At 74.6% G+C, this 24,319-nt stretch carries 21 protein-coding genes; 6 read left to right on the top strand and 15 right to left on the bottom strand.

The window, feature by feature from the left end:
* Positions 1 to 34: 34 nt before the first annotated feature.
* Entirely contained in the window at positions 35 to 409 is a 375-nt protein-coding gene (locus M3148_RS01850) for a DUF4127 family protein (RefSeq protein WP_251302935.1), read from the top strand.
* Positions 410 to 554: 145 nt separating this feature from the next.
* Here the strand turns inward: M3148_RS01850 and M3148_RS01845 are convergent, their stop codons facing one another.
* Complete coding sequence (locus M3148_RS01845) at positions 555 to 1,664, bottom strand: YeiH family protein (RefSeq protein ID WP_251302934.1); 1,110 nt, start codon at positions 1,662 to 1,664, stop codon at positions 555 to 557.
* 71 nt (positions 1,665 to 1,735) lie between these two features.
* Between M3148_RS01845 and M3148_RS01840 the strand changes: the two genes are divergently transcribed.
* Positions 1,736 to 2,659 carry a LysR family transcriptional regulator gene (locus M3148_RS01840; RefSeq protein ID WP_251302933.1) on the top strand — a complete coding sequence of 308 codons (924 nt, stop codon included), beginning with the start codon at positions 1,736 to 1,738 and terminating at the stop codon, positions 2,657 to 2,659.
* Positions 2,660 to 2,694: 35 nt separating this feature from the next.
* Here the strand turns inward: M3148_RS01840 and hemL are convergent, their stop codons facing one another.
* The 6 genes from hemL to hemE form a co-directional block, all read right to left on the bottom strand.
* Complete coding sequence (gene hemL / locus M3148_RS01835) at positions 2,695 to 4,038, bottom strand: glutamate-1-semialdehyde 2,1-aminomutase (protein ID WP_251302932.1); 1,344 nt, start codon at positions 4,036 to 4,038, stop codon at positions 2,695 to 2,697.
* Positions 4,039 to 4,064: 26 nt separating this feature from the next.
* Positions 4,065 to 5,045 carry a porphobilinogen synthase gene (gene hemB / locus M3148_RS01830; RefSeq protein ID WP_251302931.1) on the bottom strand — a complete coding sequence of 327 codons (981 nt, stop codon included), beginning with the start codon at positions 5,043 to 5,045 and terminating at the stop codon, positions 4,065 to 4,067.
* Entirely contained in the window at positions 5,042 to 5,803 is a 762-nt protein-coding gene (locus tag M3148_RS01825; RefSeq protein ID WP_251302930.1) for a uroporphyrinogen-III synthase, read from the bottom strand. The genes hemB and M3148_RS01825 overlap by 4 nt, the downstream gene beginning before the upstream one ends.
* 76 nt (positions 5,804 to 5,879) lie before the next feature.
* A complete protein-coding gene (gene hemC / locus M3148_RS01820; protein ID WP_251302929.1) occupies positions 5,880 to 6,836 on the bottom strand; it encodes a hydroxymethylbilane synthase in 957 nt (318 codons plus the stop codon).
* Positions 6,837 to 6,899: 63 nt separating this feature from the next.
* The gene (locus tag M3148_RS01815) at positions 6,900 to 8,309 is read right to left on the bottom strand and encodes a protoporphyrinogen/coproporphyrinogen oxidase (protein WP_251302928.1); all 1,410 of its coding nucleotides are present in this window, start codon (positions 8,307 to 8,309) and stop codon (positions 6,900 to 6,902) included.
* Positions 8,309 to 9,361, bottom strand: a complete 1,053-nt coding sequence (gene hemE / locus M3148_RS01810; RefSeq protein WP_251302927.1) for a uroporphyrinogen decarboxylase — start codon at positions 9,359 to 9,361, stop codon at positions 8,309 to 8,311. The genes M3148_RS01815 and hemE overlap by 1 nt, the downstream gene beginning before the upstream one ends.
* A 49-nt stretch (positions 9,362 to 9,410) precedes the next feature.
* Here hemE and M3148_RS01805 point away from each other — a divergent pair, with 49 nt between their 5' ends.
* The 3 genes from M3148_RS01805 to M3148_RS01795 all read left to right on the top strand — a co-directional run bounded on the left by M3148_RS01805 (position 9,411) and on the right by M3148_RS01795 (position 11,835).
* Positions 9,411 to 10,691 (top strand): glutamyl-tRNA reductase, encoded by a 1,281-nt coding sequence (locus M3148_RS01805; protein WP_251302926.1) that lies wholly within the window; start codon positions 9,411 to 9,413, stop codon positions 10,689 to 10,691.
* 241 nt (positions 10,692 to 10,932) lie between these two features.
* Positions 10,933 to 11,142: a nuclear transport factor 2 family protein gene (locus M3148_RS01800; protein ID WP_251302925.1), complete on the top strand. Its 210-nt coding sequence runs from the start codon at positions 10,933 to 10,935 to the stop codon at positions 11,140 to 11,142.
* Between the two features lie 33 nt (positions 11,143 to 11,175).
* The gene (locus M3148_RS01795) at positions 11,176 to 11,835 is read left to right on the top strand and encodes a hypothetical protein (protein WP_251302924.1); all 660 of its coding nucleotides are present in this window, start codon (positions 11,176 to 11,178) and stop codon (positions 11,833 to 11,835) included.
* A gap of 225 nt (positions 11,836 to 12,060) precedes the next feature.
* Here the strand turns inward: M3148_RS01795 and M3148_RS01790 are convergent, their stop codons facing one another.
* The 4 genes from M3148_RS01790 to M3148_RS01775 form a co-directional block, all read right to left on the bottom strand.
* The gene (locus M3148_RS01790; protein ID WP_251302923.1) at positions 12,061 to 12,891 is read right to left on the bottom strand and encodes a transposase; all 831 of its coding nucleotides are present in this window, start codon (positions 12,889 to 12,891) and stop codon (positions 12,061 to 12,063) included.
* Positions 12,892 to 13,097: 206 nt separating this feature from the next.
* Positions 13,098 to 14,441 carry an IS256 family transposase gene (locus M3148_RS01785; protein ID WP_251303012.1) on the bottom strand — a complete coding sequence of 448 codons (1,344 nt, stop codon included), beginning with the start codon at positions 14,439 to 14,441 and terminating at the stop codon, positions 13,098 to 13,100.
* 58 nt (positions 14,442 to 14,499) lie between these two features.
* Entirely contained in the window at positions 14,500 to 15,147 is a 648-nt protein-coding gene (locus tag M3148_RS01780; RefSeq protein WP_251302922.1) for a transposase, read from the bottom strand.
* A 145-nt stretch (positions 15,148 to 15,292) separates the two neighbouring features.
* Positions 15,293 to 15,841, bottom strand: coding sequence for a TetR/AcrR family transcriptional regulator (locus tag M3148_RS01775; protein ID WP_251302921.1), 549 nt, complete (start codon positions 15,839 to 15,841; stop codon positions 15,293 to 15,295).
* Positions 15,842 to 16,016: 175 nt separating this feature from the next.
* Here M3148_RS01775 and M3148_RS01770 point away from each other — a divergent pair, with 175 nt between their 5' ends.
* Positions 16,017 to 17,462 carry an MFS transporter gene (locus tag M3148_RS01770; protein ID WP_251303011.1) on the top strand — a complete coding sequence of 482 codons (1,446 nt, stop codon included), beginning with the start codon at positions 16,017 to 16,019 and terminating at the stop codon, positions 17,460 to 17,462.
* 110 nt (positions 17,463 to 17,572) lie between these two features.
* Here M3148_RS01770 and M3148_RS01765 read toward each other — a convergent pair whose 3' ends face one another.
* The 4 genes from M3148_RS01765 to M3148_RS01750 form a co-directional block, all read right to left on the bottom strand.
* Positions 17,573 to 20,047, bottom strand: coding sequence for an alpha/beta hydrolase-fold protein (locus M3148_RS01765; protein ID WP_251302920.1), 2,475 nt, complete (start codon positions 20,045 to 20,047; stop codon positions 17,573 to 17,575).
* 181 nt (positions 20,048 to 20,228) lie between these two features.
* Positions 20,229 to 21,068, bottom strand: coding sequence for an HpcH/HpaI aldolase/citrate lyase family protein (locus M3148_RS01760; protein ID WP_251302919.1), 840 nt, complete (start codon positions 21,066 to 21,068; stop codon positions 20,229 to 20,231).
* Positions 21,065 to 22,273, bottom strand: a complete 1,209-nt coding sequence (locus M3148_RS01755; RefSeq protein ID WP_251302918.1) for a CaiB/BaiF CoA transferase family protein — start codon at positions 22,271 to 22,273, stop codon at positions 21,065 to 21,067. Before M3148_RS01755 ends, M3148_RS01760 begins: the two co-directional genes overlap by 4 nt.
* On the bottom strand, positions 22,270 to 24,306 hold the full coding sequence (locus tag M3148_RS01750) for an SUMF1/EgtB/PvdO family nonheme iron enzyme (protein ID WP_251302917.1): 2,037 nt from the start codon (positions 24,304 to 24,306) through the stop codon (positions 22,270 to 22,272). The genes M3148_RS01755 and M3148_RS01750 overlap by 4 nt, the downstream gene beginning before the upstream one ends.
* Positions 24,307 to 24,319 lie beyond the last annotated feature (13 nt).

Below are 24,319 nucleotides of genomic sequence, written 5' to 3'. Positions count from 1 at the left end.
CCGGCTCGCCTGCCCGCCACGGCTCGAGGAGTCGGTGGAGATCGCGTCGCTGCTCGCGTACTCGGCGTGGAACACCGCCGGCAACGCGCTGGGCATCGCGACCGCCACGGCTTCGCGCGCTGGTCCTACCTCGAGGCGGGCTCCGCCGGTGCCTCGTTGGAGGAGCTGGTCGAGCAGGCCGAAGCGCACAGTCGAGCCGACCGATGAGCCGACCGATGAGCCGACGGGTGAGCCGACGGCACCGGCCCCGACCGATGCCGGTGCGGACACCTCGCAGCCTTCGTCCGACGCAGGTCCGGGCCGGCTCGCGTCGACGGGCGCTCCGCTGAAATCGGGCGCGGCGGCGGTCGTGGCGCTGGTGCTCGTGGGAGGGGCGCTCCTCGTGCTGCGGAGACGCATGCTGAGCTGACCACCACCGCCGTCAGCGGCTCACCTGCCTACCCTCGTCCCACTCGGGGAGTGGGGGGCTGCGTCCTACCTCCTGCACCATCGGGTCACTCGAGGCTCTCCCGCCCCGGCATCTCGCACGTCGGGTGGGGGCCTCGCCGCGTGTGCTACAGCGCCCCGGTGAGGGCCTGCAGGCCCAGGCTGCTCGCCGCGACGGCGACGGAGAGGATTCCGCCGAGGGCGAGGGGCCGCCAGCCTGCCTCCTTGAGCGCGGCGACGGGGGTGGACAGACCGATCGCCGTCATCGCCATCGTCGTGAGGAACACGCTGATCCACTTGATCGGGTCGTGCGCCGCGTCCGGGACCACGCCGGCCGTGTTCAGTGCCGCGGCGACGAGGAACAGCACGAGGAAGGCGGGGACGAGCTTGCGCCACGGCACGCCGGCTGCCGCCTGCCCCGTCCCGTCCGCGGCCCTTCGTTCGGCGCGGTGCCCTCGCACCGCCAGTGCGACGGACACCGGGATGATCATGAGGGTGCGGGAGAGCTTGACCACGACGGCGTAGCTCGTCGCGGCAGCGCCGTAGACGGTGGCGGCCGCCACGACGGAGGAGGTGTCGTTGATGGCGGTTCCCGCCCACAGCCCGAACGCCTCCTGCCCCAGCCCGAGGGCGTGCCCGAGGACCGGGAAGAGCACGGCCGCGAGCACGTTGAACACGAAGATCGTCGTGACGGCCAGCGAGACCGCGACCTCCGAGGCGCCGATGACGGCGCTCACGGTCGCGATCGCCGAGGCGCCACAGATCCCGGTGCCGACGCCGATGAGGGTGCGGGTCTGTTCCCCGAGACCGAGACGGCGTCCGAGCAGGGCGGTGCCGCCGAGCGCGACGAGCAGCGTCCCCACCATGACGGGGAGCGAGTCCAGGCCGGTGCGCGCGACCTGACCGAGCGACAGCCCGGCCCCGAGGAGGACCACCGCGGCCTGCAGGACCGCCTTGGAGGTGAACCTCAGGCCGGGCCGGAGCGCCTGCACGGTCGACGGGAGGAGCCGGCCCAGCACGATGCCCAGGACGATGCCCAGGACCGGCCCGCCCATGAGCGGCACCCAGCTCCCGGCGAGCGTCGCCAGGGCGGCGACGGCGGCGCACAGCGCCACTCCGCCCAGCCAGTGCCACGCACCGGACGGGTCGTGGGGAACGAGCCCGCTCGCCGGGACGTCGGCAGCAGCTGACGCGGGGGCGGTCGGGCGGGACAGCGCGGGCTTCTCGGGACGGGCCATGCCGACCAGCCTTCCCGTCCGCAGCGGGCGGCGGTAGACCGGAACTGCCGATCAGGTCATAGGCTCCACCTATGCCCCGCCCCGACCTCGCCTCGCTCGAGCTCCTCGTCGCCGTCGCCGACCGCGGTGGCATCGGTGCGGCCGCCCGCTCCCTCGGGGTGAGTCAGCCCTCGGCCAGCGCACGCCTGCGCGCCCTGGAGCGGCAGCTGGGCCTGGCGCTCGTGCGGCGTACCACGCACGGCTCGATCCTGACCGGTGAGGGAGCCGCCGTCGTGGGGTGGGCGCGCGTGACGCTCGGTGCGGTCCAGGAGCTGGTCGACGGCGCGGCGGCGCTGCGTGGTGAGCGGCGTCGCCGGCTGCGGGTCGGAGCCAGTCTCACGGTGGCCGAGCACCTGGTCCCGGTGTGGGTCGGCACGCTGACCGCCCGTGAACCCGACGTCTCGGTCACCCTCGAGGTGGGCAACTCCATCGCCGTGGCGCGGAGCGTGCGGTCCGGGACGGTGCAGCTGGGGTTCGTCGAGGGGTCACGCGCACCGGCGGGGCTGCGTTCTCGGGCGATTCGCAAGGACGAGCTCCTCCTCGTCGTCGCTCCGACCCACCCGTGGGCGCAGCGCGGCGTCACGCCGACGGAGCTGGCCGGCACGCCCCTGGTGATGCGCGAGCAGGGCAGCGGGACCAGAGAGGTGCTGGTGCGTTGGCTGGCCGGCCTCGGGCTGGCACCGACCGTCGCGATGGAGCTGGCATCGACGACTGCGGTCGTCCACGCCGTCGGGGCGGGTGTCGCGCCCGCGGTCGTCTCCCGGCTCGTCGTCGCGCGGGACATCGCCGAGCACCGGCTCGTCCGGGTGCCGATCCGCACGCCGGCGGGGGAGGCGGTGACGCTGGCGCGCAACATCCGCGCGGTCTGGGCCGGCCCCGACGTGCCGAGCGGCGCGGCCGGCAGCTTCCTACGGGTCGCGGCCGCACGACCGAGTGAGCCAGCGGCGGGCCGCTGACCGTACCGCCGGAGCGGCCGGCGCACCCGGGCGGCTCAGCCCGGACGAGCGGCGGCTGCGGCACGCGCCGCCGCCGGCAGGGCGTCGAGCACTCGGCTCACCGCGGCGTCGTCGTGCGCGGCGGAGAGGAACCACGCCTCGAAGACCGAGGGCGGCAGGGCCACACCGGCGTCGAGCATCGCGTGGAAGAAGGGCGGGAAGCGGAAGGCTTCCTGTGCCTGGACCTGTGCGTAGTTCCGCACCGGCGCGGCAGCCGCGGCCTCCCCGAAGAAGACGGAGAACAGGCTCCCGGCCCGCTGGACCCGGTGCGGGACACCCTCGGCGTCGAGCGCGGCGCCCACGGCGTCGGCGATGACGCCGGCCGCCTCGTCCACCCGCGCGTAGACCGCGTCGTCGGCGAGGCGCAGGGTGGCCAGACCGGCCGCCGTCGCCAGCGGGTTCCCCGAGAGCGTGCCCGCCTGGTAGACGGGCCCGAGGGGGCTGAGGAGGTCCATGAGCTCGGCCCGTCCGCCGACGGCGGCGAGCGGCATCCCGCCGCCGACGACCTTGCCGAAGGTCACGAGGTCCGGCTCCCAGGCCCGCGCGCCGCCGGCGTCGGCGTGCTCCAGGCCCCACCAGCCGGAGCGGTGGACGCGGAAGCCGGTGAGCACCTCGTCGAGGACGAGCAGCGCGCCGTGCGCCTCGGTCATCTGCCGCAGCAGCCCGTTGAAGCCCGGATCGGGCGGGACGACGCCCATGTTGGCGGGCGCCGCCTCGGTGATGACCGCGGCGATCTCGTGCCCGCGCGCGGCGAAGAGGTCGGTGAGCGCGGGGGCGTCGTTGTAGGGCAGGACGATGGTCTGCGCCGTCGTCGCCGCCGTCACCCCGGCGGAACCGGGCATGGCGAAGGTCGCCACACCGGAGCCGGCCGCGGCGAGCAGGGCGTCGACGTGCCCGTGGTAGTGGCCGGAGAACTTCACGACGAGGTCGCGGCCGGTCGCCCCGCGGGCGAGGCGGATCGCCGTCATCGTCGCCTCGGTGCCGGTCGAGACAAAACGGACGCGCTGCGCGTGCGCCACGCGCCCGCGGATCGCCTCGGCGAGCTCGATCTCGGCCACGGTCGGCGCGCCGAAGGACAGGCCCCGCGCGGCCGCCTCCTGCACGGCGGACACCACCTCCGGGTGGGCGTGGCCGAGCAGCCCCGGCCCCCACGACATGACGAGGTCGACGTACTCCCGCCCCGCGACGTCGGTGATGTGCGGTCCGCGCGCGGACGCGACGAAGCGCGGCACCCCGCCGACCGAGCCGTACGCGCGCACCGGCGAGCTCACCCCGCCGGGGATGACGGCGCGGGCGGAGGTGAAGATCTCGTCCATCGGGTCGGTGGGCAGGTCGCTCATCGGTGCCTCTCGGGTGGGTGGGGTGGTCAGCGGAGCCAGCCGGCGACCTCGGTCGCCCAGTACGTGAGGGTCATGTCCGCGCCGGCCCGGCGGATGCCGAGGAGGGACTCCTCGATCGCCCGGCGCCGATCGATCCAGCCCTGCGCGGCCGCGGCCTCGATCATCGCGAGTTCGCCGGACACCTGGTAGGCGGCGACGGGCACGGGGGAGTGGGCGGCGACGTCGGCCAGGACGTCGAGGTAGCTCATCGCGGGCTTGACCATGACGACGTCAGCGCCCTCGGCGAGGTCGAGCGTCGCCTCCCGCAGCCCCTCGCGGCGGTTGCCGGCATCCATCTGGTAGGTGCGGCGGTCGCCCTGGAGCGCGGAGTCGACGGCGTCGCGGAAGGGGCCGTAGAAGGCGGAGGCGTACTTCGCGGAGTAGGCGAGGACCGCGACGTCGCTGTGCCCGGCGCCGTCGAGGGCGGTCCGGACCGCCGCGGTCTGGCCGTCCATCATCCCGGACAGCCCGAGCAGGTGGGCCCCGGCCTCCGCCTGCGCGAGCGCCATCTCGGCGTAGCGGGTGAGGGTCGCGTCGTTGTCGACGGTGCCGTCGGCGGTGAGGACGCCGCAGTGCCCGTGGTCGGTGAACTCGTCCAGGCACAGGTCGGACATGACGACGACGGCGTCCCCCACCTCCTCGACGAGCGCGCGCAGGCCCGCGTTGAGTATCCCGTCCGGGTCCGTCGCGCAGGAGCCGACGGCGTCGCGCGTGGCCGGGACGCCGAAGAGCATGAGCCCGCCGACCCCCGCCTCGGCGGCCTCGACGGCCGCGCGGCGCAGGGAGTCCATCGAGTGCTGGACGACGCCCGGCATCGACGCGATCGGCGCCGGCTCCTCCAGGCCCTCCTTGACGAACATCGGCAGCACGAGGTCCGCCGCGTGCAGGCGGGTCTCGGAGACGAGCCGCCGCATCGCGGGGCTGCGGCGCAGCCGGCGCGGGCGGGCGGTGGGGATCGGGTGCGTCATGGGCGGGCTCCGGTGGTGAGGGCGCGGCCCGCCGCCTCGAGCAGGCCGGCGGTGGTCTGGTGGTCGGCGACGGCGTGCACCGGCAGCCCCGCGCGGCGCGCGGCGTCGGCGGTGCTCTCGCCGATCGCGCACACGCGCACGGGCGCGGTGGTGCCGTAGAGGGCGGCGAAGGCGCTCGCGGTGCTGCCCGAGGTGAGGACGACGACGTCGACCCCTCCGCCGTCGAGCATCTCGACGACCGCGGGATCGGCGACCGTCGCGGGGACGGTCCGGTAGGCGATGACGTCGCGCACCTGCCAGCCGCGCTCGCGCAGGCCGTCGACGAGGGTGGGGGCGGCGATCTCCGAGCGCGGGACGAGGACGGTGCCGCGGCCCTCGGGCCAGACGGCGAGGAGGTCGACGGCGCTCGAGCGCTCCGGCGGGACGAGGTCCGCGGTGATGCCGTGCGCGGCGAGGGCGGCGCCGGTCGCCTGGCCGACGACGGCGACGCGCGGGCCGGTGAGGAGCTGCGCCGTCGTCGTGCCGAGGGCGGCCGCGCGCTCGGCGACGGCCGCGACCGTCGTGGCGCTGGTGAGAGCCACCCAGTCGACGCTCACGGCCGCGCGGAGGGCGGCGTCGAGCTCGTCGGTGGGCGCCACGGTCTCGTGGCGGATGAGGTCCGCCGTCACCGTCCGCGCACCGAGCTCCTCGGCCGCGTGGGCGAGGCGGTCCGCGGCGTCGGTGTTGGGGAGCAGGAGCGTGCGGCCGGCGAGGCTCATTCCGTCCGTCCGGTGGCGCTCGCGGTCATGGGCGGCAGCGATCCGGCCCGGCGGAGCGCGGCGCAGGCGGCCAGACTCACGCGGGCCGTCCGGTGATGCTCGCGGCACCCGCCTCGAGGAGTGCGGTCGCGACCTCGGCGCCGAGGGACTCCGCCGCCGCGAGGGAGGCGGCGTCGTCGGTCGGGAGGGCGACGTGGGCGCGGTGGCTGAGGCGGCGGCTGCCGTCGTGCTCGACGACGGTCGCGTGCAGGTGCAGCGACCCGCCCTCGAGGTGGGCCAGTGCGCCGAGCGGCGCGGCGCAGCCGGCCTCGAGGACGCGCAGGACGATGCGCTCGGCGGTGACCGCGAGGCGGGTGGCGTGGTCGTCGAGCGCGCGCAAGCCGGCGGCGAGCGGGTGGTCCAGGTCGGCGAGGTCCTCACTGCGGCACTCGACGGCCAGCGCGCCCTGCCCCGGGGCGGGGACGACGACCTCCGCGTCGAGGGTCTCGGTGACCGCCTCGAGCCGCCCGACGCGGGCGAGCCCCGCGCGGGCGAGGACGACGGCGTCGAGGTCACCGGGCTGCACCCGCCCGAGGCGGGTCTCGACGTTGCCACGGATGTCGACGATGTCGAGGTCGGGGCGGGCGGCGAGCAGCTGGGCGGCCCGGCGCGGTGAGCCGGTGCCGACCCGTGCGCCGTCGGGAAGCGTCTGCAGGGTCCAGCCCTCGCGGGCGCACAGCACGTCGCGTGAGTCCGCGCGCTCGGGCAGCGCGCCGATCGACAGGCCGGGCGTCGGCGCCGTGGGCAGGTCCTTGAGGGAGTGGACGGCGAGGTCGCACTCCCCAGCGAGCAGTGCCTCGCGCAGCGCGGCGGCGAAGACGCCGGTGCCGCCGAGGCTGGCGAGAGAGGCGCGGTTGCGGTCGCCCTCCGTGCGGATCCGGACGAGCTCGACCTCCCGGCCGGTGACGGCCTCCAGCGCCTTGGCCACGGTGGTGGACTGCGTGAGCGCCAGCGTCGAGGCGCGCGTGCCGAGCCGGAGAGGGGGAGGGGTCACCCCTCAAGTGTGCACACCCCGGGGAATCGAAGTCGAGGTGACCTCCGTCGCGCCGGCGACCTGTCAGTCGAGGATGGGCGGGTGAACGGCGGAGAGCGGGGAGACCTCGCCCGGTGTCGAGCGGTCGCGTGCACCGGGGCGGGCGAGGAGGCGCGCGGCCTCCTGCTCGGCCTGGGCGACGACGGCGGCCACGCCCGTCCCCGCCACCCACGCCCCGCACACCCCGAGCCCCGTCGCCGCGCGCACCCGCTCGAGCAGCGGGCGCAGGGCGGGGTCGGCGGCGGCCGACGGCGGCAGGCCGAGCGGGCGCCGGACCCGGAGGCTGTCGAGCACCTGCGAACGGTCGAGCGGCACGCCGAGCAGCGCCTGCGCGTCGGCGAGGGCGAGCTCGGCGTCGACGGCCTCGATGGCGGCGGGGTCGTCGCCGGCGCGCCCGTAGGACAGGCGGACCACGTGGACGCCCTGCGGCACCGCGCTCCGCAGCCAGGCCCACTTCGCGGTGGCGTGGGTGAGGGCCTTGGTCCGCACGCCCGCGTCCGGGCCCACGAGCACTCCCGAGCCGAGCGGTGCGGCGTCCAGCTGCGGCGCGTCGAGGACGAGCGTCACCTGGACGATCGGGTGCCCCGGCCGCAGCTCCGGCAGCTCACCGGGCAGGGCGCCGGAGAGCAGCTCGACCGTCTCGGGACCGGGCACGGCGAGGACGAGCCGGCGCGTCCGGACGGGGGCTGCGCCGTCGTCGGCGTGGACCAGCCACGTCCCGTCCGAGCCGCGCGCCACCGCTGTCACGCGCGTACCCGTGCGGACCTCCGCGCTCGTCGCCAGCGCCGCGGGCAGGCGCCACATCCCGCCGACGACGCAGCCCACGGCCGGCCCGTCCGGCACCGTGGCGGCCACGGCGGCGGCGAGCGAGCCGTGGGTGACGAGCGCGGCCCGCAGCCCGGGTGCGACGGCGTCGACGGCGAGGTTCTCCGGGTCCGCGCCGTGGATGCCGCGCGCCACCGGCCGGACGAGCCGCTCGAGCAGGCCGGCTCCCATGCGCACGGTGACGAGCTCGGCGAGGGTGGTGGCGTCGGCGCCCGCGGCGGGGTCGAGGGTGAGGTCGGCGGCCGCGCGGGTGGCGGCGTCCGGACCGACGACGGCGACGACGTCGTCGGCGAGCGGGTCGGCCGGGATCCCGAGGAGGGAGCGGGCGGGGGTCGTCAGCGCCCGGTCGCCGGTCCAGATGGTCGACGCCGTCGCCGGAGTCGCGTGTGCAAGACCCAGCCGCGCGACGAGGTCGGCCACCTCGGGCCGCCGCAGCGCAAAGGACTCCGCTCCGGCGTCGACGTCGATCCCGCCCACGCGCGCGTGCTGGACCAGGCCGCCCACCCGGTCGCCCGCCTCGAGGACGAGGGGGCGCAGACGGGCCGCGGCGAGGGCGTGGGCGGCGGTGAGGCCCCCCATGCCCGCGCCGACGACGACGGCGTCACGCATCACAGGCTGTGCGCGAGCTCGACGATCCGGGTGAGCACGCCGGGGTCGGTGGTGGGCGGGACGCCGTGGCCGAGGTTGAGCACGTGGGCGGGGGCCTGGCGGCCGCGGGCGACGACGTCGCCCACGTGTGCCTCGAGGACCTCCCACGGAGCGGTGAGGAGGGCCGGGTCGATGTTGCCCTGGAGCGGGGTGGTCCCGCCGAGACGGCGGCTCGCCTCGTCCAGGGGCAGGCGGTAGTCGACGCCGACGACGTCCGCGCCCACGTCGCGCATCGCGCCGAGGAGCTCGCTCGTCCCGGTGCCGAAGTGGACGATCGGGACGCCGAGGTCCTTGACGTGGGACAGGGCGCGGGCGCTGTAGGGGGCGGCGTACGCGGTGTAGTCCGCCAGCGAGAGGCCGCCGGCCCAGGAGTCGAAGAGCTGGACGGCGCGGGCACCGGCCTCGACCTGCGCGCGGAGGAACGCCCCGGTGAGGTCCGCGGCCCAGGTCATCACCCGGTCCCAGGTGCCGGGGTCGGAGTGCATGAGCCCGCGGGCGGCAAGGTGGTCGCGCGAGGGGCGGCCCTCGACGAGGTAGGCCGCGAGGGTGAAGGGGGCGCCGCCGAAGCCGATGAGCGGGGTCTCGCCCAGCTCGGCGACGGTGAGGCGGACGGCCTCCTGGACGGCGCTGTGGTCGCCGGGCGCGTGGGCGGCGAGGCGCTCGGCGTCGGCGACGCTGCGCACCGGCTCGCCGATGACGGGGCCGACCCCGGAGACGATCTCGACGTCCACCCCGGCCAGCCGCAGGGGCACGACGATGTCGGAGAAGAAGATCGCCGCGTCCACGCCGTGCCGGCGCACCGGCTGGAGAGTGATCTCCGTCGCGAGCTCGGGCTTGAGGCAGGCCTCGAGCATGCCGACGCCGCGCCGTACCTCGTGGTACTCGGGCAGGGAACGCCCGGCCTGACGCATGAACCAGACGGGCAGGCGCTCGGGCCGCCGGCCGGAGTACGCGGTCAGAAGGGGACCACGGACTTCGTCTGATGTATTAACGTTGCGGCCTGGAGCAGTCATGCAGCCATTGTGCCTGCCCCGCCGACCAGCGGTTCCCAGGGGGAGACTCGTGACCCTTGCAGTGATCTCGGCCAACCACCGCCACGCGGGGCTGGCGCACGTCGACCGGCTCAGCGCAGCGGGCGCCGACCGGCTCCTCGCCGTGCTCGCCGACCATGCCGCGGCCGGGGCCGGCTCGCTCGACCCGGAGGCGGACTGCGGGATCGGCGGCGCCGTCGTCCTGTCCACGTGCAACCGCCTCGAGATCTACCTCGACGCCGCCGACCCGGTCGCCGCCGCCGAGCACGCCCGCCACGCCGTCGCGCGCGCGAGTGGCGTGTGCCCCTCCGAGGTGTCCGAGCACACGATCGCCCTCTCCGGCGACGCCGCCACCCGGCACCTCTTCGAGGTGGCGAGCGGGCTGGACTCGATGGTCGTGGGGGAGCGGGAGATCGTCGGGCAGGTGCGCCGGTCCCTGGACGCGGCGCGCGCGGCGGGGCTGACGACGCCACTGCTCGAGCGGACCTTCCAGCACGCGTCCCGCACCTCCCGCGAGGTGGCCGTGACGACCGACCTCGCCCGTGCCGGCGCGTCGGTCGCGTCCGTGGCCCTCGACCTCGCCGGCCGCTCGCTGGCCGGGGACCGGGCGCTGCTCGTCGGCACCGGCGCGTACGCCGGGGTCGCGCTCGCGGCGCTGCGCTCCCGCGGCGTCGAGGACGTCGCGGTGTGGTCCGCCTCCGGGCGGGCCACGAGGTTCGCGGAGAGCCACGACGCCGTCGCCGTCACCGACCTCGCTGCCGCCCTCGTCCGGGCCGACGTCGTCGTGACCTGCCGGGGGACCGGCACGGTGGTGCTCGACGTCGCGACCGTCACCGAGGTGCTTGGCTCGCGGGCGGGTGCCAACGAGCTCGTCGTCGTCGACCTCGCGCTGGCCCGCGACGTGGACCCGACCGTGGGGCAGGTGCCCGGGGTGCGGCTCGTCGACCTCGAGACCGTGCGCGAGCAGCTGCCGCCGACGACGGCCCTCGAGGTGGACCGGGCGCGCGAGCTCGTCGCGCGCGGAGTTCAGCGGCTCGGTGAGGACCTCGCCGGTCGCGCCGTCGACGAGGCCGTCGTCGCGCTGCGACGTCGGGTGGAGGACGCGGTGGGCGACGAGCTGTCGCGCTTGCCCGCCGGCGGTCAGGTGTCCTCCGAGGACGCCGCCCGGGCGCTGCGCCGTCTCGCCGCACGGCTGCTCCACACGCCGACCGTCCACGCCCGTACCGCCGCCCGCGACGGCCGCGCCGAGGAGCACGTCCGCGCCCTGGAGCAGGTCCTCGGCCTCACCGTCCCCGCCGCCACCCTCAACTGACCCCCACTTCTCACCCGCCCCTCGCGCCGACAGCCGGATTCCTCCGGCCCGGCCAGCCCATGCGCCGACAGTCGGATCCCGCCCCGCCGCCGCCCTCGGACCCCTTTCGCCGACAGCCGGATCCCGCCCAGCCCGCCGGCACCGGCCCCCTTCCGTCGACAGCCGGATTCCTCGTCGGCAGCCGGCTCTCCCTCCACATCTGCCCCTCGACGATGGACGGCGGTCGGAGGACCATCGGAGGATGGGCCCGCGCCCGCGGGACGAGATACGCGCACTCCTCGACGCCTGGGCGCAGGCGATCGTCGCCAACGACGCCGACCGGATCGGCTCCTTCGCGACTGAGGACTGGGTGCTCGTCGGCACGGGCGGCACGGTCCCGCGCGAGCGGTTCACGCGGGACGCCGACGGCTGGCGGTGCGTCGTGACGGCCCTGACCCCGCGAGCTGAGTGACGGCTCCGCCTCGCCGTCAGGAATGATGGCGCCGTGAGACTCTTCGACCGCTGGCGCTCCGCCGAGGTTCCCGCCGACGTCGGCACCGGTTTCTGGGTGGCCGAGGCCGCCGCGATGCAGCGCGCGATCATCACTGCCCTCGCCGGCGCCGAGTGCTCCCGATCCGCCGTGCCTGCGCGCGTCGAGCTCTCCCCGGGGGCGGAGGGACGCGTCGTCGTCGTGTGGCGCAACGTCATCGTCGGCTTCGTGCCGCCCGACCACGCCGCCCCGTTGCGCGGCCAGCTCGCGGCCGCGGGGAAGGCGACGCTCGTGGCGCCGGGCTTGGTCGTCGCGGCCGGCGGGCAGCGGCGGGTCTGGGTCGGGGAGGGAGCGCCGGTCGGGGAGCCGCCCGCCGACGAGCTCGCCCCGCCGCTCACCACCATCTTCGGCATCAACCTGCCCGGCACCACCCCGCGGCAGACGACAACGGCGCGACGTTGGGTCCTCGCGGTCGGTTCGCACTCGTGGGAGGTGCGTGAGGGAACGGACCTCGACGTCGTGCTGCTGCGCCGGCGCATCGCCGAGGCGGAGCCGGGGGCGACGGTCCACCTGCTCGTGTGGGGCGAGCCGGTGGCGATCGACCTGGGCAGTGACGCGCGTGTCACGCTCACCGACCCGGTGACCGGTGAGGTCGAGGTGCTCCACCCCCGCTGACGGCACTCGTGCCCGTCACTCGGTGTGGACTTTCCGACCTTAGAGGGCCCGTTGCGCTTTGACGGCGTGCAGTGGATGGCGTGGGCGCCCGTGTGCTCGGTGTCGTTTCGGCTGGCGGCGGGAGTGAGGCGTTCGCCGGGGGTTGGGCTCGGAGCCGTGCGGGCCGGTGTGACGCCTCCTGGAGCCGGTGGTGGGGCACTGTGGGGTGCTGAGCCCCGGTGGGCGTCAGGCGATGGCGCCCTGGGCCCGGAAGAGCTTGAGGACGTTGTGGACTGCGGCGGCGAAGTGCAGTTCGCTGATGGCGGCCCTGAGTCCTCGGCGCGCGAATCGGCGTAGTCCGATGACGTCCTTGAGCTGTCCGTTGGTGCCCTCGACGAGGTGACCGCGGTGGCGGTAGGCCTCCTGGCCTTCGGGGGTGCGTAGGCGGTGGTCCATCGCTTCCAGCGCGCTGGCTTGGGCCGGCGGGCGGCCACTGGCCGGCTCCTGGCGCGCGCGGCGCAGGTCGGTGCGGTGCTTACCGGTGGCGATGAGCCGGTCGGGTCCCGGAGCGGTGATGTTGGCCTCGCTGCGGTAGCCGGCGTCGGCCAGCACGATGCCGATCTCGGCGTGGGGGCTGCCGCAGCGGGCCATGAGATCGGCGGCCTGCTCGACCTTCTCCAGCATCGGGACGAATGCCAGGTTGTCGGCCGGGTTCTGCTCCACGCTCAGCGCGACGATGAGCTGGTCGGCGCTGACAGCGAGCTGGTTGTTGTAGCCAGTCACCCAGCCCTTGCGGGTGGGCATGGAGCGGGCGTCGGGATCGGTGATGTTGCGGTAGCGGACCTTGCCCTGGCCCGCGGGCGCCGGCGCGGGTGGGCGTTGGGCCTTCTCCAGGGCCGCGTCCAAAGCGGCGCGGGCGCGCTTGACGTAGCTGTAGTCCTCCACCGACGCCAGGGGCCGCTGTCCCTTGGGTCGACGTCCCTGCGTTGCGCCCGCAGCAGCCCGCTGGGCGTACTTGTCGATCTGCCCCTGAGCGCGGGCGATCTCCCGCTCCAGCCGGGCCCGGGCGATGACCACCGGGTCAGCCGCTCTGGGAGGAGCTCCGATCCCGCGCCCCGGAGGTCGGTGAGGATCGCCCACCCGCTGCTCATAGGCCTGGCCCGCCTGGCGGTCGGCCTCGGCGGCCTGGGCGTCCTCGGCCTCCTCGGCGGCCTTCTCGGCCTCGATGTCGGCCAGCGCCCGCCGGGCTTGTCAATCCCTGTGTGTAAGGGGTGTGACGGGCGTTACAGGTAGGGTTCGATTCGTTCGGGGTAGACGAGGGCGAGTTGGCCCAGGGCGGCCTTCCAGTTCGTGGTCACCGATCCTTCGATGAGGCGTCCGGGGGCTCGGCGTTCGGCGGCGGGCAGGCCGCGTTCCTTTTCGCGCTCTCGGGCTCGCTTGTCTTCGATGTTGCAGATCGCCAGCCAGAGCAGCTTGACCACGGCGGCGTCGTTGGGGAAGTGGCCGCGGTTCTTGGTGACCTTGCGTAGCTGGTAGTTCAGCGACTCGATCGCGTTCGTCGTGTAGATCACCCGGCGTAGTTCGGGTGGGAAGGCCAGGAACGGGATGAACCGGTCCCACGCGGCCCGGAACGAGCGTGAGGCCGCGGGGTACTTCGTGCCCCAGGAGCCGGCCTCGAAGGCCTCCAGCGCCTCCAGTGCCGCGTCCTCGCTGGCGGCGGTGTAGATCGGCTTCAGGGCCGCGGCGACGGCCTTGCGGTCGCCGTAGGACACGAACCGCATCGCGGCGCGGATGAGGTGGACCACGCAGGTCTGGACGGTGGCCAGTGGCCAGGTCGCCTCGATGGCCTCGGGGAAGCCGGTCAGCCCGTCGCAGCACACGATGAGCACGTCGCGCACTCCGCGGTTGGCCAGGTCCGCGCAGACCTGGGCCCAGAACTTGGCGCCCTCGTGGGTCTGCACCCAGATCCCCAGGACGTGCTTGATGCCGTCCATGTCCACCCCGACGGCGATGTGGGCGGCCTTGTTGATCACGTGGGAGCCGTCTTTGACCTTGACCATGATCGCGTCGAGGTAGATCACCGGGTAGAGCGACTCCAGCGGGCGGCGCTGCCACGCCAGCACCTCCTCGGCGATGGAGTCCACGACCTTGCTGATCGTCTCGTGGCTCACATCCACCCCCACGGTGGAGGCCAGGTGGTGGGAGATGTCGCGCAGCGTCATCCCGCCCGCGTACAGCGAGATGATCATCCCATCGACCCCGTCCAGGCGGCGCTGGCCCTTGCCCACCAGCATCGGGGTGAACGTCCCGGCCCGGTCACGCGGGACGGCGAGCTCGATGTCACCGACCTCGCTGGTCACCGTCTTGGCGTAGTGCCCGTTACGCGAGTTCGGGTGATCCGCAGCGTCCGGGGCGCCCTTCTCATAGCCCACGTGCTCACTCAGCTCGGCCTCCAGGCCCCGCTCCAGGGCGGCCTTGAGCATCCCGCCCAGCACCCCACCGTCCCCGGTCAGCGGCTCACCAGCATCAATCCGGGCGAACACCTCATCCAGTGCCCCGGTGGCCTTCAGCTCGGCAGCCAGCTCGGCCTGCTTCCTACGACGCTCAGCGCGCTCCTCGGCGCTCATCTTCGGCATGGCATCAATCGTCACAGCGTGTCTCCTTCAGGGTGTAGTGCCACACCCCTTACACACACCATTTGACAGGCCCCGCCCGCCGGATGCGTTCGGCACGGGTGGCGGGGTCTGCCAGCTCAGCGGGCAGCTCATCACCACGAGCCGCACCGAACAGGGCGTCCTCCTGGGCATCGGCCTCCTGGGCCTGGCTCAGGATCCGGTCCGCCTGCTCGCGCAGCCACTTCTCGCTGCGCATCGCATCATCCGAAGCGTTGGCCGCGATCTTCGTCCCATCGATGGCCACCGTTCCCAACTTGCCCAGCCCCGAGCGGGCACACAGCTCCAGCACATCGGTGAACACCTCCACCAGCGCCTCCTCGTGACGCTGCCGGAAACGGGCGATCGAGGTGTGATCGGGAACATCCCCACCGCAAGCGACACGGAAGGCCACATCGGTGTGGCACAGCCGCTCGATCTGCCGCGAGGAGCGCTCACCCATCGCATAGGCATAGATCAACACCGTCAGCAGCATCCGCGGGTCAAAGCCTTTACGACCCACACCGCCCCGCCGCGACAGCGCCTCAAACCGCTCCATCTCCAGCTGCTCGACCACCGAGATCACAAACCACACAAGATGATCCGGCGCCAGCCACGAGCGCATGTCCGGGGGGAGCAAGAACTGCTGATCACGGTCCACGGGCCGATAGTCCTTCGCCATACCTCAAGGATCCCGCCCCCAGCCACCACGCCCCGCAGGTAAGCCAAACGACACGCCCGAGCCCCTCTATCCACAGGCTCCGACCTGCACCCCATTTCGCAACAGGCCCTAGAGGGCCACAAGTCCACACCCAGTGGGCGTGACCTCAGCCGCGGGCCTGCTGCTTGAGGAGTGCGACGACCTCGAGGAGCTCGGCGCGGTCCTGCGGCTCGGTGCCCGCGACGTCGTCGGAGGCAACGGCGCCGGCGAGGACGGCGTTGTAGTAGAGGCCGTCGCCGAGCAGGACGATCGCGCGCGCGATCGCGCGGTCGCCGACCTCCTCGAGGATGAGCCGGAACCAGCCGCGGTGGACCTCGTGCAGCGTCTCGCGCACCCGGGCGTTCGCGTCCTGTGCGAGCCCGGCGGCGGCGACGAGCGTGCGGTCGAGAGGGGATCCGTCGGCGACCGAGGTGTCGACGTAGTAGGCGGAGGGGCCGCGGGGGTCGGCCGCCATCGCCTCGGTGTCGGCGGTGGCGAGGGCGGTGAGGCGCTCGAGGAGGCCCTCGACGAGCGCTTCCTTGCTCCGGAAGTGGTAGAGGAGCCCGCCCTTGGACACCTCCGCCCGCGCGGCGACGGCGTCGAGCGTCGTCGCCCGCGCACCCTCGATGACGAGGAGCTCCTCGAAGGCGTCCAGGACCTTGTCTCGTGCCGACATGGGGGAGACGCTACCCACAGTGACGGTAAACCGTCCAGACGGTACAGTTTAGGACGGCGCAGTCCGCGCCCGTCACCGCCGTCACCGGAGCACCGTCTTGACCTCGACCACCTCATCGCGACCCGTCACGCCGAGCTCACCGGCCGCCCGCCCCTGGGCGGCGCTCGTCGTGCTCATGCTGCCCGTGCTGCTCGTCGCGGTGGACAACACCGTCCTCGCCTTCGCAGTCCCGTCGATCTCCGAGTCGCTACGCCCCGGTGGCACCGAGCTGCTGTGGATCGTCGACGCCTACCCGCTCGTGCTCGCCGGTCTACTCGTGCCGATGGGTAGCCTCGGGGACCGGGTGGGCCGCCGCCGGCTCCTCCTCATCGGCGCGACCGGGTTCGCAATCGTCTCTGCCGTCGCCGCCTTTGCGCCCAGCGCGCCGCTCCTCATCGCCGCACGTGCCGCCCTCGGCTTCTTCGGCGCGATGCTCATGCCGGCCACGCTCTCCCTCATCCGCAACATCTTCACCGACCCCGTCCAGCGCCGGACGGCGATCGCGATCTGGGCGGCCGGCTTCTCCGGCGGCGCGGCGCTCGGCCCGATCCTCGGCGGCTTCCTGCTCGAGCACTACTGGTGGGGCTCGGTCTTTCTCCTCGCGGTGCCCGTCCTCGTGCCGCTGCTCGTCCTGGGACCGGTGCTCGTGCCCGAGTCGCGCGACCCCGAGCCCGGTCCCGTGGACCCGGTGAGCATCGCCCTCTCGCTGGGCGCCATGGTGCCGCTCGTCTACGGCATCAAGCGCATCGCGGAGGACGGGCCGACGACGACGGCGCTGCTCGCGATCGTCCTCGGGCTCGCCCTCGGCTACGGCTTCGTCCGTCGCCAGCTGCGCCGGCCCGTGCCGCTGCTCGACGTGCGGCTCTTCGCCAACCCGGTCTTCAGCGGCTCGGTCGCGGCGAACCTCCTCAGCGTCTTCGCGATGGTCGGCTTCCTCTTCTTCATCTCCCAGCACCTCCAGCTGGTCAGCGGGCGCACGCCCATGGAGGCGGGGCTCGTGCTCGTGCCGGGGCTCGTCGTCACTGTGGTCGCCGGCCTCGCCGTCGTGCGCGTCGTCCAGCACGTGCGCCCCGCACGGGTGGTCGCGGGCGGGCTGCTCCTCAACGCCGTCGGCTACGGCCTGGTGCTCGTGAGCGGGTCGGCCGGTTCCGACGTCGGGCTCCTTGTCGCGTTCATGGTCCTCGGCGCCGGGGTGGGCGCGGCGGAGACGATCTCCAACGACCTCATCCTCTCCAGCGTCCCGGCGGCCAAGGCCGGCGCCGCGTCGGCGGTGTCGGAGACGGCCTACGAGCTCGGCGCCGTCCTCGGCACGGCCGTGCTCGGCAGCATCCTCACCGCGGTGTACCGGACGAACGTCGTCGTCCCGGACGGGGTGACGGGCGACGACGCGCGGGCGGCGGGGGAGACCCTCGGCGGTGCGACCGAGGTGGCGGGCGGACTGCCGGACTCGGTGGCGCAGACGCTCCTCGAGTCGGCGCGGCACGCCTTCGACTCCGGGGTGGTCATCACCTCGGCGATCGGTGTCGTGCTCATGGTCGTCGCCGCGGTCATCGCGCTCCGGGCGCTGCGCAGCGCGGACTAGCCAGCCACCTCCTCCGGCGACTGTGCGCCCCGTGCGTCCCCTGTGCGCTTGGTCTACCAGGCGCACAGGGGCACAAGAGGCGCACAGTGCGGTGGAGGAGCGGCGCTGTGTCAGGCGGCGACTCCGCGGCGGCGGGCCACGAGCACCGCGCCGGCCGCCGCGAGCAGCAGCGCGAGCACGGCCGCACCGATGACCGCGGCGCCGGTGGAGGGCAGCCCGCCCGCGCCGGAGGCGGTGTCCGTCACCGGCGGGACCGGGGTGGCGCTGGGCTCGGGCGACTCGCTGCCGGGCCCGTCCGTGGGGGCGGGCCCGTCCGTCGGCGTGACGGTCGGCTCCGGGCTGCTCGGCTCCCCGGGCGTCACGGTCGGCTCGGGCTCGGGCTCGGGCTCGCTCGGCTCTGCCGTCGTCGGCTCCTCGGTCGGCTCTTCCCCCGGCGTGGACGCCAGCCGCATGACGAAGACGTCGCCCGCCCCGGCGTTGACCGCGCCGTCCGGTGCCCCGAAGGTCAGCCCGCTCAGCCACGTGCCCTCCGTCCCGGGCGCCGCGAAGAGGTTGGCCTCGTCCCACTCGTCGGCGCCGTCGCGGTCGCGGGAGCCGAGCTGGAGCGGCTCGCCGGCCACGCCGTCGGCCGAGACGGGCAGCGCGACGACGTCGACCCCGCCCAGCGGCTCGCCCATCGCGCCGTAGGTCGTCGCGAGGACGAGCGCCCCGCCGTCGGCGGTCGCCACGCCGGTGACGCCCCGGTCGTCAGTGGACGTGCCGGTCTGCAGCGTCCACGACTCCTCGCCGTCGGCGGTCAGCGCCCGGACGACGATGTCGTTGTCCCCGAGTGCCGCCTCACCGAGCACGCCCTTGGTCTGCCCGACGGCCAGCACCGCGCCGTCGGCCAGCGGCACGAGGCCGCTCACCATGTCGTTCTCCGCGGTGGCGACCGCACGGACCCACTGCTGCTCGCCGTCGGCGTCGTACCGCGCGACCCAGCCGTCGCCGGAGCCGAGGTGCTCGGCACCGGGCAGCCCGGCGCCGCTCACGCCGCCGACGACGACGTCCCCGTCGCTCGTCAGCGCGACGGCCATCGCCTTGTCCTCACCGGAGCCGCCCAGCTGGGTGCTCCACAGCAGCTCGCCGCCGGCCGAGACGCGGGCGAGGACGGCGTCCTTGTCGCCGGCGCTCGGTGTGCCGGCGAAGCTGCCGCTCGTGTACCCGGCGACGTACGCGCCGCCGTCGCCGTCCGGGGCGATCGCGTAGAAGCGGTCGGCCGCGCCCGGGTCACCGAGCTCGAGCGTCCACGTGCGCTCACCGGCGGCGTCGACCGCCGCGACGAACGCGTCGTCCTGCGTGTCCGCCTCGCCCGTGGCGAGGGTGCCGCGCGTGTAGCCGGCCACGAGCACGCCGTCGTCGGCCCCGTTGACGACGCCGTAGGCGCGGTCGTTCGCGCCGGTCGCGATGGCGTGACGCCAGGCCTCCGTGCCGTCCGCCGCGCGGCGCACGAGAAGGGTGTCCATCCCGCCGGCCGGCTCGTAGCCGTCCCACGCACCGGCAAGGTTGAGGGCGACGACGCTCCCGCCGTCGGCCGTCTCGACGATCCCGCCGGCGCGGTCGTCACCCGCGGAACCGAGCAGCTCGGCGTCCCAGGTCGCGGCGGGCTCGGTCCGCAGGCGCTGCCCGACGTCGACGATCGCCTCGCGGAAGGCGGGCTGCCACACGTCCCAGTCGTGCCCGCCGTCGAGGACGCGCAGCTCGGCCGTCACGCCCGGCACGCGCCGCGCGGTGTTGTAGAGCTGGGCCGACTCGAGGTCGATGTCGTGCTGCGCCTCGGCCGGGTCCGGGTTGGGCCACTCGTCGTCGCCGACGGCGACGAACAGGTGGACCGGCAGTGCGGGATCGAGGGACTCGAGCGCCGTCGGGTAGGAGAGCTCGGTGTAGCGGTCGGCGTCGAAGAGCGCGTCGCCGACGCCGTAGGCGCCGTAGTCGCGGACCGACGAGTCGGCCGGTGGCTGGGGCACGTACGCGGCGGGGCTGAGGACGATGCCGGCGGAGAAGTCCTCCTGGTGGGCGAGCGCCACGCGCAGCGCGCCGGCACCGCCCATCGAGTAACCCCCGACGGCGCGCGCCTCGCGGTGCGCGACGGTGCGGTAGGTGGCGTCGACGTGCTCGACGAGGTCCTCGGCGAGCGCGGTCTCCACGGGCAGGCCCGGCCCGGAGGCGGCGTCACCGGTGTAGAGGGAGTCGGTGTACCAGCTGCCGCGGTCGTTCCAGGGGGCGTCGGGCATGACGGCGACGACGGGCTGGAGCTCACCGGAGGTGATGAGCTCGTCGAGGTCGGTGGCGACCCGCTGCCAGGCGGCCTGGGTGTCCCCGCGGCCGTGGAGGAGGTAGACGGTGGGGTAGCGGTCGGTGCTGTCGTCGTAGCCGGGCGGGAGGTAGACCGTGTAGTCGACCGTGCCGGCGGCGGTGCCGGTGGCCTCGGCGGGCACGAGGGTGCCCTGCTCGGCGGCGAGCGCGGGGAGGGTGAGCGACGCACCGGCGACGACGGCGACTGCTGCCGTCACCGCCAGGCGCCGCGAGAGGCGGGCTGAGCTCATGGGGTTCTCCTTGGTGAGCCGGTGGGGGCTCGCGCTCGGGATGAGGGCGAGTGGTCTGTGGGCCGGGCGGCGGTGCTGCGGCGGGAGGGGTGGGGAGGAATCCGGCTGTCGGCGAGGGGAGGGCTCTCGGCGGTGAGAGGGCTGTGGCGGGAGGGCGTGCCCCGGGGGGTGGTGGGGCGGGTCAGGTGGCGCCGTGGTGCTCGGCGAGGGCGAGGGTGGCGCGGGCGCGCTCGACCATGGCGACGTCGAGAAAGCTCCCGTCCGGGAGCACGAGGGCACCGGTGCCCGCGGCGACGGCATCCTCCACGCGCGTGACGACCTCCCGTGCCCTTTCGACCTCCTCGCGGGTCGGCAGGAAGGCCGCGCGGATCGTGTCGAGCTGGGCCGGGTGGATGGCGGTACGGCCGCTGAAGCCGAGCCGCCGCCCGGCCCGGCAGGACTCGGCGAGCCCGGCCAGGTCCTTCACGTGCGGGTAGACGGACATGACGGGGGAAGGCAGCCCGGCTGCCCGCGCGGCGACGACCACGCGGCTGCGGACCCAGGTGAGCCCGGCGTCGTCGTCCACGCGCAGCTCGGAGCGCAGGTCCGCCTCCCCGAGCCCGATCGAGGACACCCCGGGGACCGAGGCGAGCGCGAAGGCACGCTCCACCCCGAGCGCGGACTCGACGAGCAGGTGCACCTCGCGTCCTCGCACCCGCGAGACGAGCGCGTCCACCGCGGCCGGGTGCTCGGCCTTGGGCAGCCGCAGCCCCACGTGAGCCGGCAGCGCGGCCACGGCGGCGACGTCGTCGGCGTGCCACGGCATGGTGGCCGCGTTGACGCGCACCTGCACGGCGCGACCGGACGGCACCGAAGCGAGCAGCTCCGCCACGGCGGACCGCGCCGCGTCCTTGGCACTCGGCGCGACGGCGTCCTCGAGGTCGACGATGACGGCGTCGGCCGCGGACGCCAGCGCCTTCGCCACCCGGTCCGGCCGGTCGCCCGGCACGTAGAGCAGCGTGAGCGGCGGCGGGAGGCTCATACCGCCCCCTCCTGGCGCAGCTCGGCCACCCGCTCGGCGGGGAAGTCGAGCTCCTCGAGCACGGCGTCGGTGTCCGCCCCGTGCTCGCGGCCGGTGAACTGGATGACGCCGTCGGCGCCGGAGAGCCGGAACAGCGGTCCCTGCATGAGCATCGGGCCCAGCTCGGGGTCCTCGATCTCGTGGAGGGTCCCGAGGGCCTGGAACTGCGGGTCGGCGACGATGTCCTGCGCGTCGTAGATCGGGGCGACGGCGGCCTGCGCCTCCTCGAAGGCGGCCACCACCTCGTCGCGCGTGCGCTCGGCGATCCAGCTGCCGACGGCGTCGTCGAGGACGTCGGCGTGCGCCGCCCGGTCCGCACCGCGGGCGAACCACGGCTCCTCGATGAGCTCGGGCCGCCCGACCAACCGCATGACGCGCTCGGCGATCGACTGCGCCGACGTCGAGACCGCCACCCACTGCCCGTCGCGTGTGCGGTAGGTGTTGCGCGGGGCGTTGTTCGCCGAGCGGTTGCCGGTGCGCGGCTGCACGGTGCGCAGCTGGTCCCAGCGGGTGATCTGCGGGCCGAGCATCGCGAGGATCGGCTCGATGATGGCCATGTCGACCACCTGCCCGTGCCCCGTCCGCTCCCGCGACTGCAGCGCCACCATGACGGCAAAGGCCGTGGCGAGCGACGCGACGCCGTCGGCCAGACCGAAGGGCGGTAGCGTGGGCGGGCCGTCCGGCTCCCCGGTCATCGCCGCGAAGCCGCTCATCGCCTCGGCGAGCGTCCCGAAGCCGGGACGCGTCCGGTAGGGGCCCACCTGCCCGAAGCCGCTCACCCTGGCGAGGACGAGCCGCGGGTTGCGCGCAGACAGCTCCTCGTAGCCCAGGCCCCACCGCTCCAGGGTGCCGGGGCGGAAGTTCTCGATGACGACGTCGGCCCGCTCGGCCAGCGCGAGGAACACCTCCCGCCCGCCGGAGCTGCCGAGGTTGGCGGTCACGGTGCGCTTGTTGCGCCCCAGCGTCTTCCACCACAGGTTGACCCCGTCCTTGGCGGCGCCGTGGTTGCGGGAGGGGTCGGGCCTGTCGGGGTGCTCGACCTTGACGACGTCGGCGCCCATGTCACCCAGGTGCATCGCCGCCATCGGGCCGGCGAAGAGGGTGGAGGCGTCGACGACGCGCAGGCCGGCGAGGGCCCCGGCCGAGGCGTCACGGGAGACGCTCATCGGGTCACCTCCCCGTCCCAGGCGCAGCGGAAGCCGATGGTCGCCGAGCGAGCCGTGCCGAGCCCCGGCAGGAGGTACTTGAGGGAGTGGTCGGGGGCGTGGACGCCGCCCTCGACGTACCAGTCCGAGCCCTCGGCGCGGTAGTCGCTGCCGCCCTTGAGCATGACGAAGCGGGTGCGGCCGTCGCTGTGCTCGCTCTCGGTCCAGCTCCACACCGCCGGGGTGCCGCGGTGCAGCTCACCGGTCTCGCCTGCCAGCTGCCACTCGTCCTCGGTGGGCAGCCGGCCGCCGCGCCAGGCGCAGTAGGCGCGGGCGTCGTCGAGGTCGACGAAGGTCACCGGCTCGTCCTCGGTGCCCGGGGCGGGGCGGCCCTCGAGCCAGTGGACGAGGAAGCGGTGCTCGACGGCTGGCCGGTAGCCGGTCGCGTCGAGGAAGACGGCGAACTCCTCGTTCGTCACCTCGTGGACGGCGACGGCGACCGGCGCCCGCAGGGTGAGCTCGCGCTGGAGGGTGCGCGCGTCGTGCAGGCGCGGGGGCAGCGGCTTCCACTCGTCGACGTAGGGCGCGCCCTGGTACATGCCGGTCTCCCGCGCGCGGTGGCGCACGGTGAGGACGTGCTCGCCCGCCGGGACGACGACGGCGGGGGGCTGGGCAGCGTCGGAGACAACTCCGCTGTCGGCGGGGAGGGGGGTGGGGCCCGCCGGGGTGGTGGTGACACGGCGGGCGAGGCGGTGCGGGAAGCGGGCGTCCGGCACGTGGGGGCGGCGGGCGAGCTCCTCCTGGAGGCCGGGGAGCCACTCGGGCGCGGCGACGCCGTCGGCGACGTGGAGCAGCGCGGCGATCCCGCGGCCCGGCACGGTGACCGGGCCCGCGCCGTCGTCGTCGGTGAGGGCGAGGAGCCGGCCGCCGGTGACGGCGCCGTCGGGAAGGACGGGACCGGTCCAGTCCTCCGAGCCGCGGTTGACGAGGGTCCACAGGGTGAGGCCGTCCAGCTCCCAGCGGGAGGCGTGGACGCCCGCGGCGTCGGCCTCCGGCGCGAGCTCGGTGAGCGGCGTCCACTCGCCCTCGAGAAGGAGGTCGCCGGCGGCGCGCTGGACGGCGACCATCCGGGCCACGGTCGCGGCGTCACGCGGGGTCCAGCCGACCCACACGCCGAAGACGACCTCCCACACCATGACGCCCACGCCGTTGAGCCAGGCGGACTGCAGCTCCTCGGAGTGGTCGCGGTGCCAGCGGCGCACGTGGTGCTGCATGTGGCGCCGCTCGTACCAGTGCGCGCGCAGCACGCCCGGCACGGGGGAGTCGGCGAAGAACTGCGCCCACGAGGAGGAGTGGTCCTCGATGCGCTCGACGGCAAGCTTGGACTCGCCCTCGAGGACGATCCCCGGGCGGGCCTCCTCGAGGCGCGCGACGAGCTCGGGCTCGGCCTTCTTCAGCGTGTCGAGGAAGACGCCGTCGGCGCCGAGCCAGGAGACGACGTCGGCCAGCTCGGTGACGTCGTCGGCGCCGCGGCGGGTGCCGGTGTCCCACGGGTTGTAGTCGACGAAGACGTGCAGGCCCGCGTCGTGCAGCTCGCGGACGAGCTCGACGATGCCGGGCACGTCGCGGTAGTAGTCCCACTGGTTGCGGTCGTCGATGCCGATGACCGGGTAGGCGTGCCACAGGACGACGGCGTCGAGCCCGCCGAAGCGCTCGCGGGCGTCGGCGAGGAAGCGCTCGGGGGTGAAGCGGTGCTCCTCGAAGGAGTAGAGCAGCTCGTCCCACAGCCACACCTGGGCGACGGTGTGGCACCGCGCGGCCCACGCCGCCCCCGGCCGTTCGTAGGCGGCGCCGCGGTAGCCGTGTCGCGCGCGGGCGGCCTCGCGCCAGTGGTGCAGGGCCTCGCGCCACGCCGGCCGGTCGGCCGGGTCAGCCGGCCCGACGAAGATCTTCGCCTCGTCCAGCGCCGTGGACTGCTCGGTGGTGAGGCCGTCGAGGGGCACCTCGGTGGGGAGGTCGATGAGTCGCGGGACGAGGGGGTCGAACGTGTACATGACGCCTTTCTTG

The sequence above is a fragment of the Georgenia satyanarayanai genome, assembly GCF_023715365.1.
In the GTDB taxonomy this organism is placed as follows: Bacteria; Actinomycetota; Actinomycetes; order Actinomycetales; family Actinomycetaceae; genus Oceanitalea; species Oceanitalea satyanarayanai_B.
The sequence above is the reverse complement of the archived record's forward strand: the minus strand, read 5'-3'. Positions and strand labels throughout refer to the sequence as shown.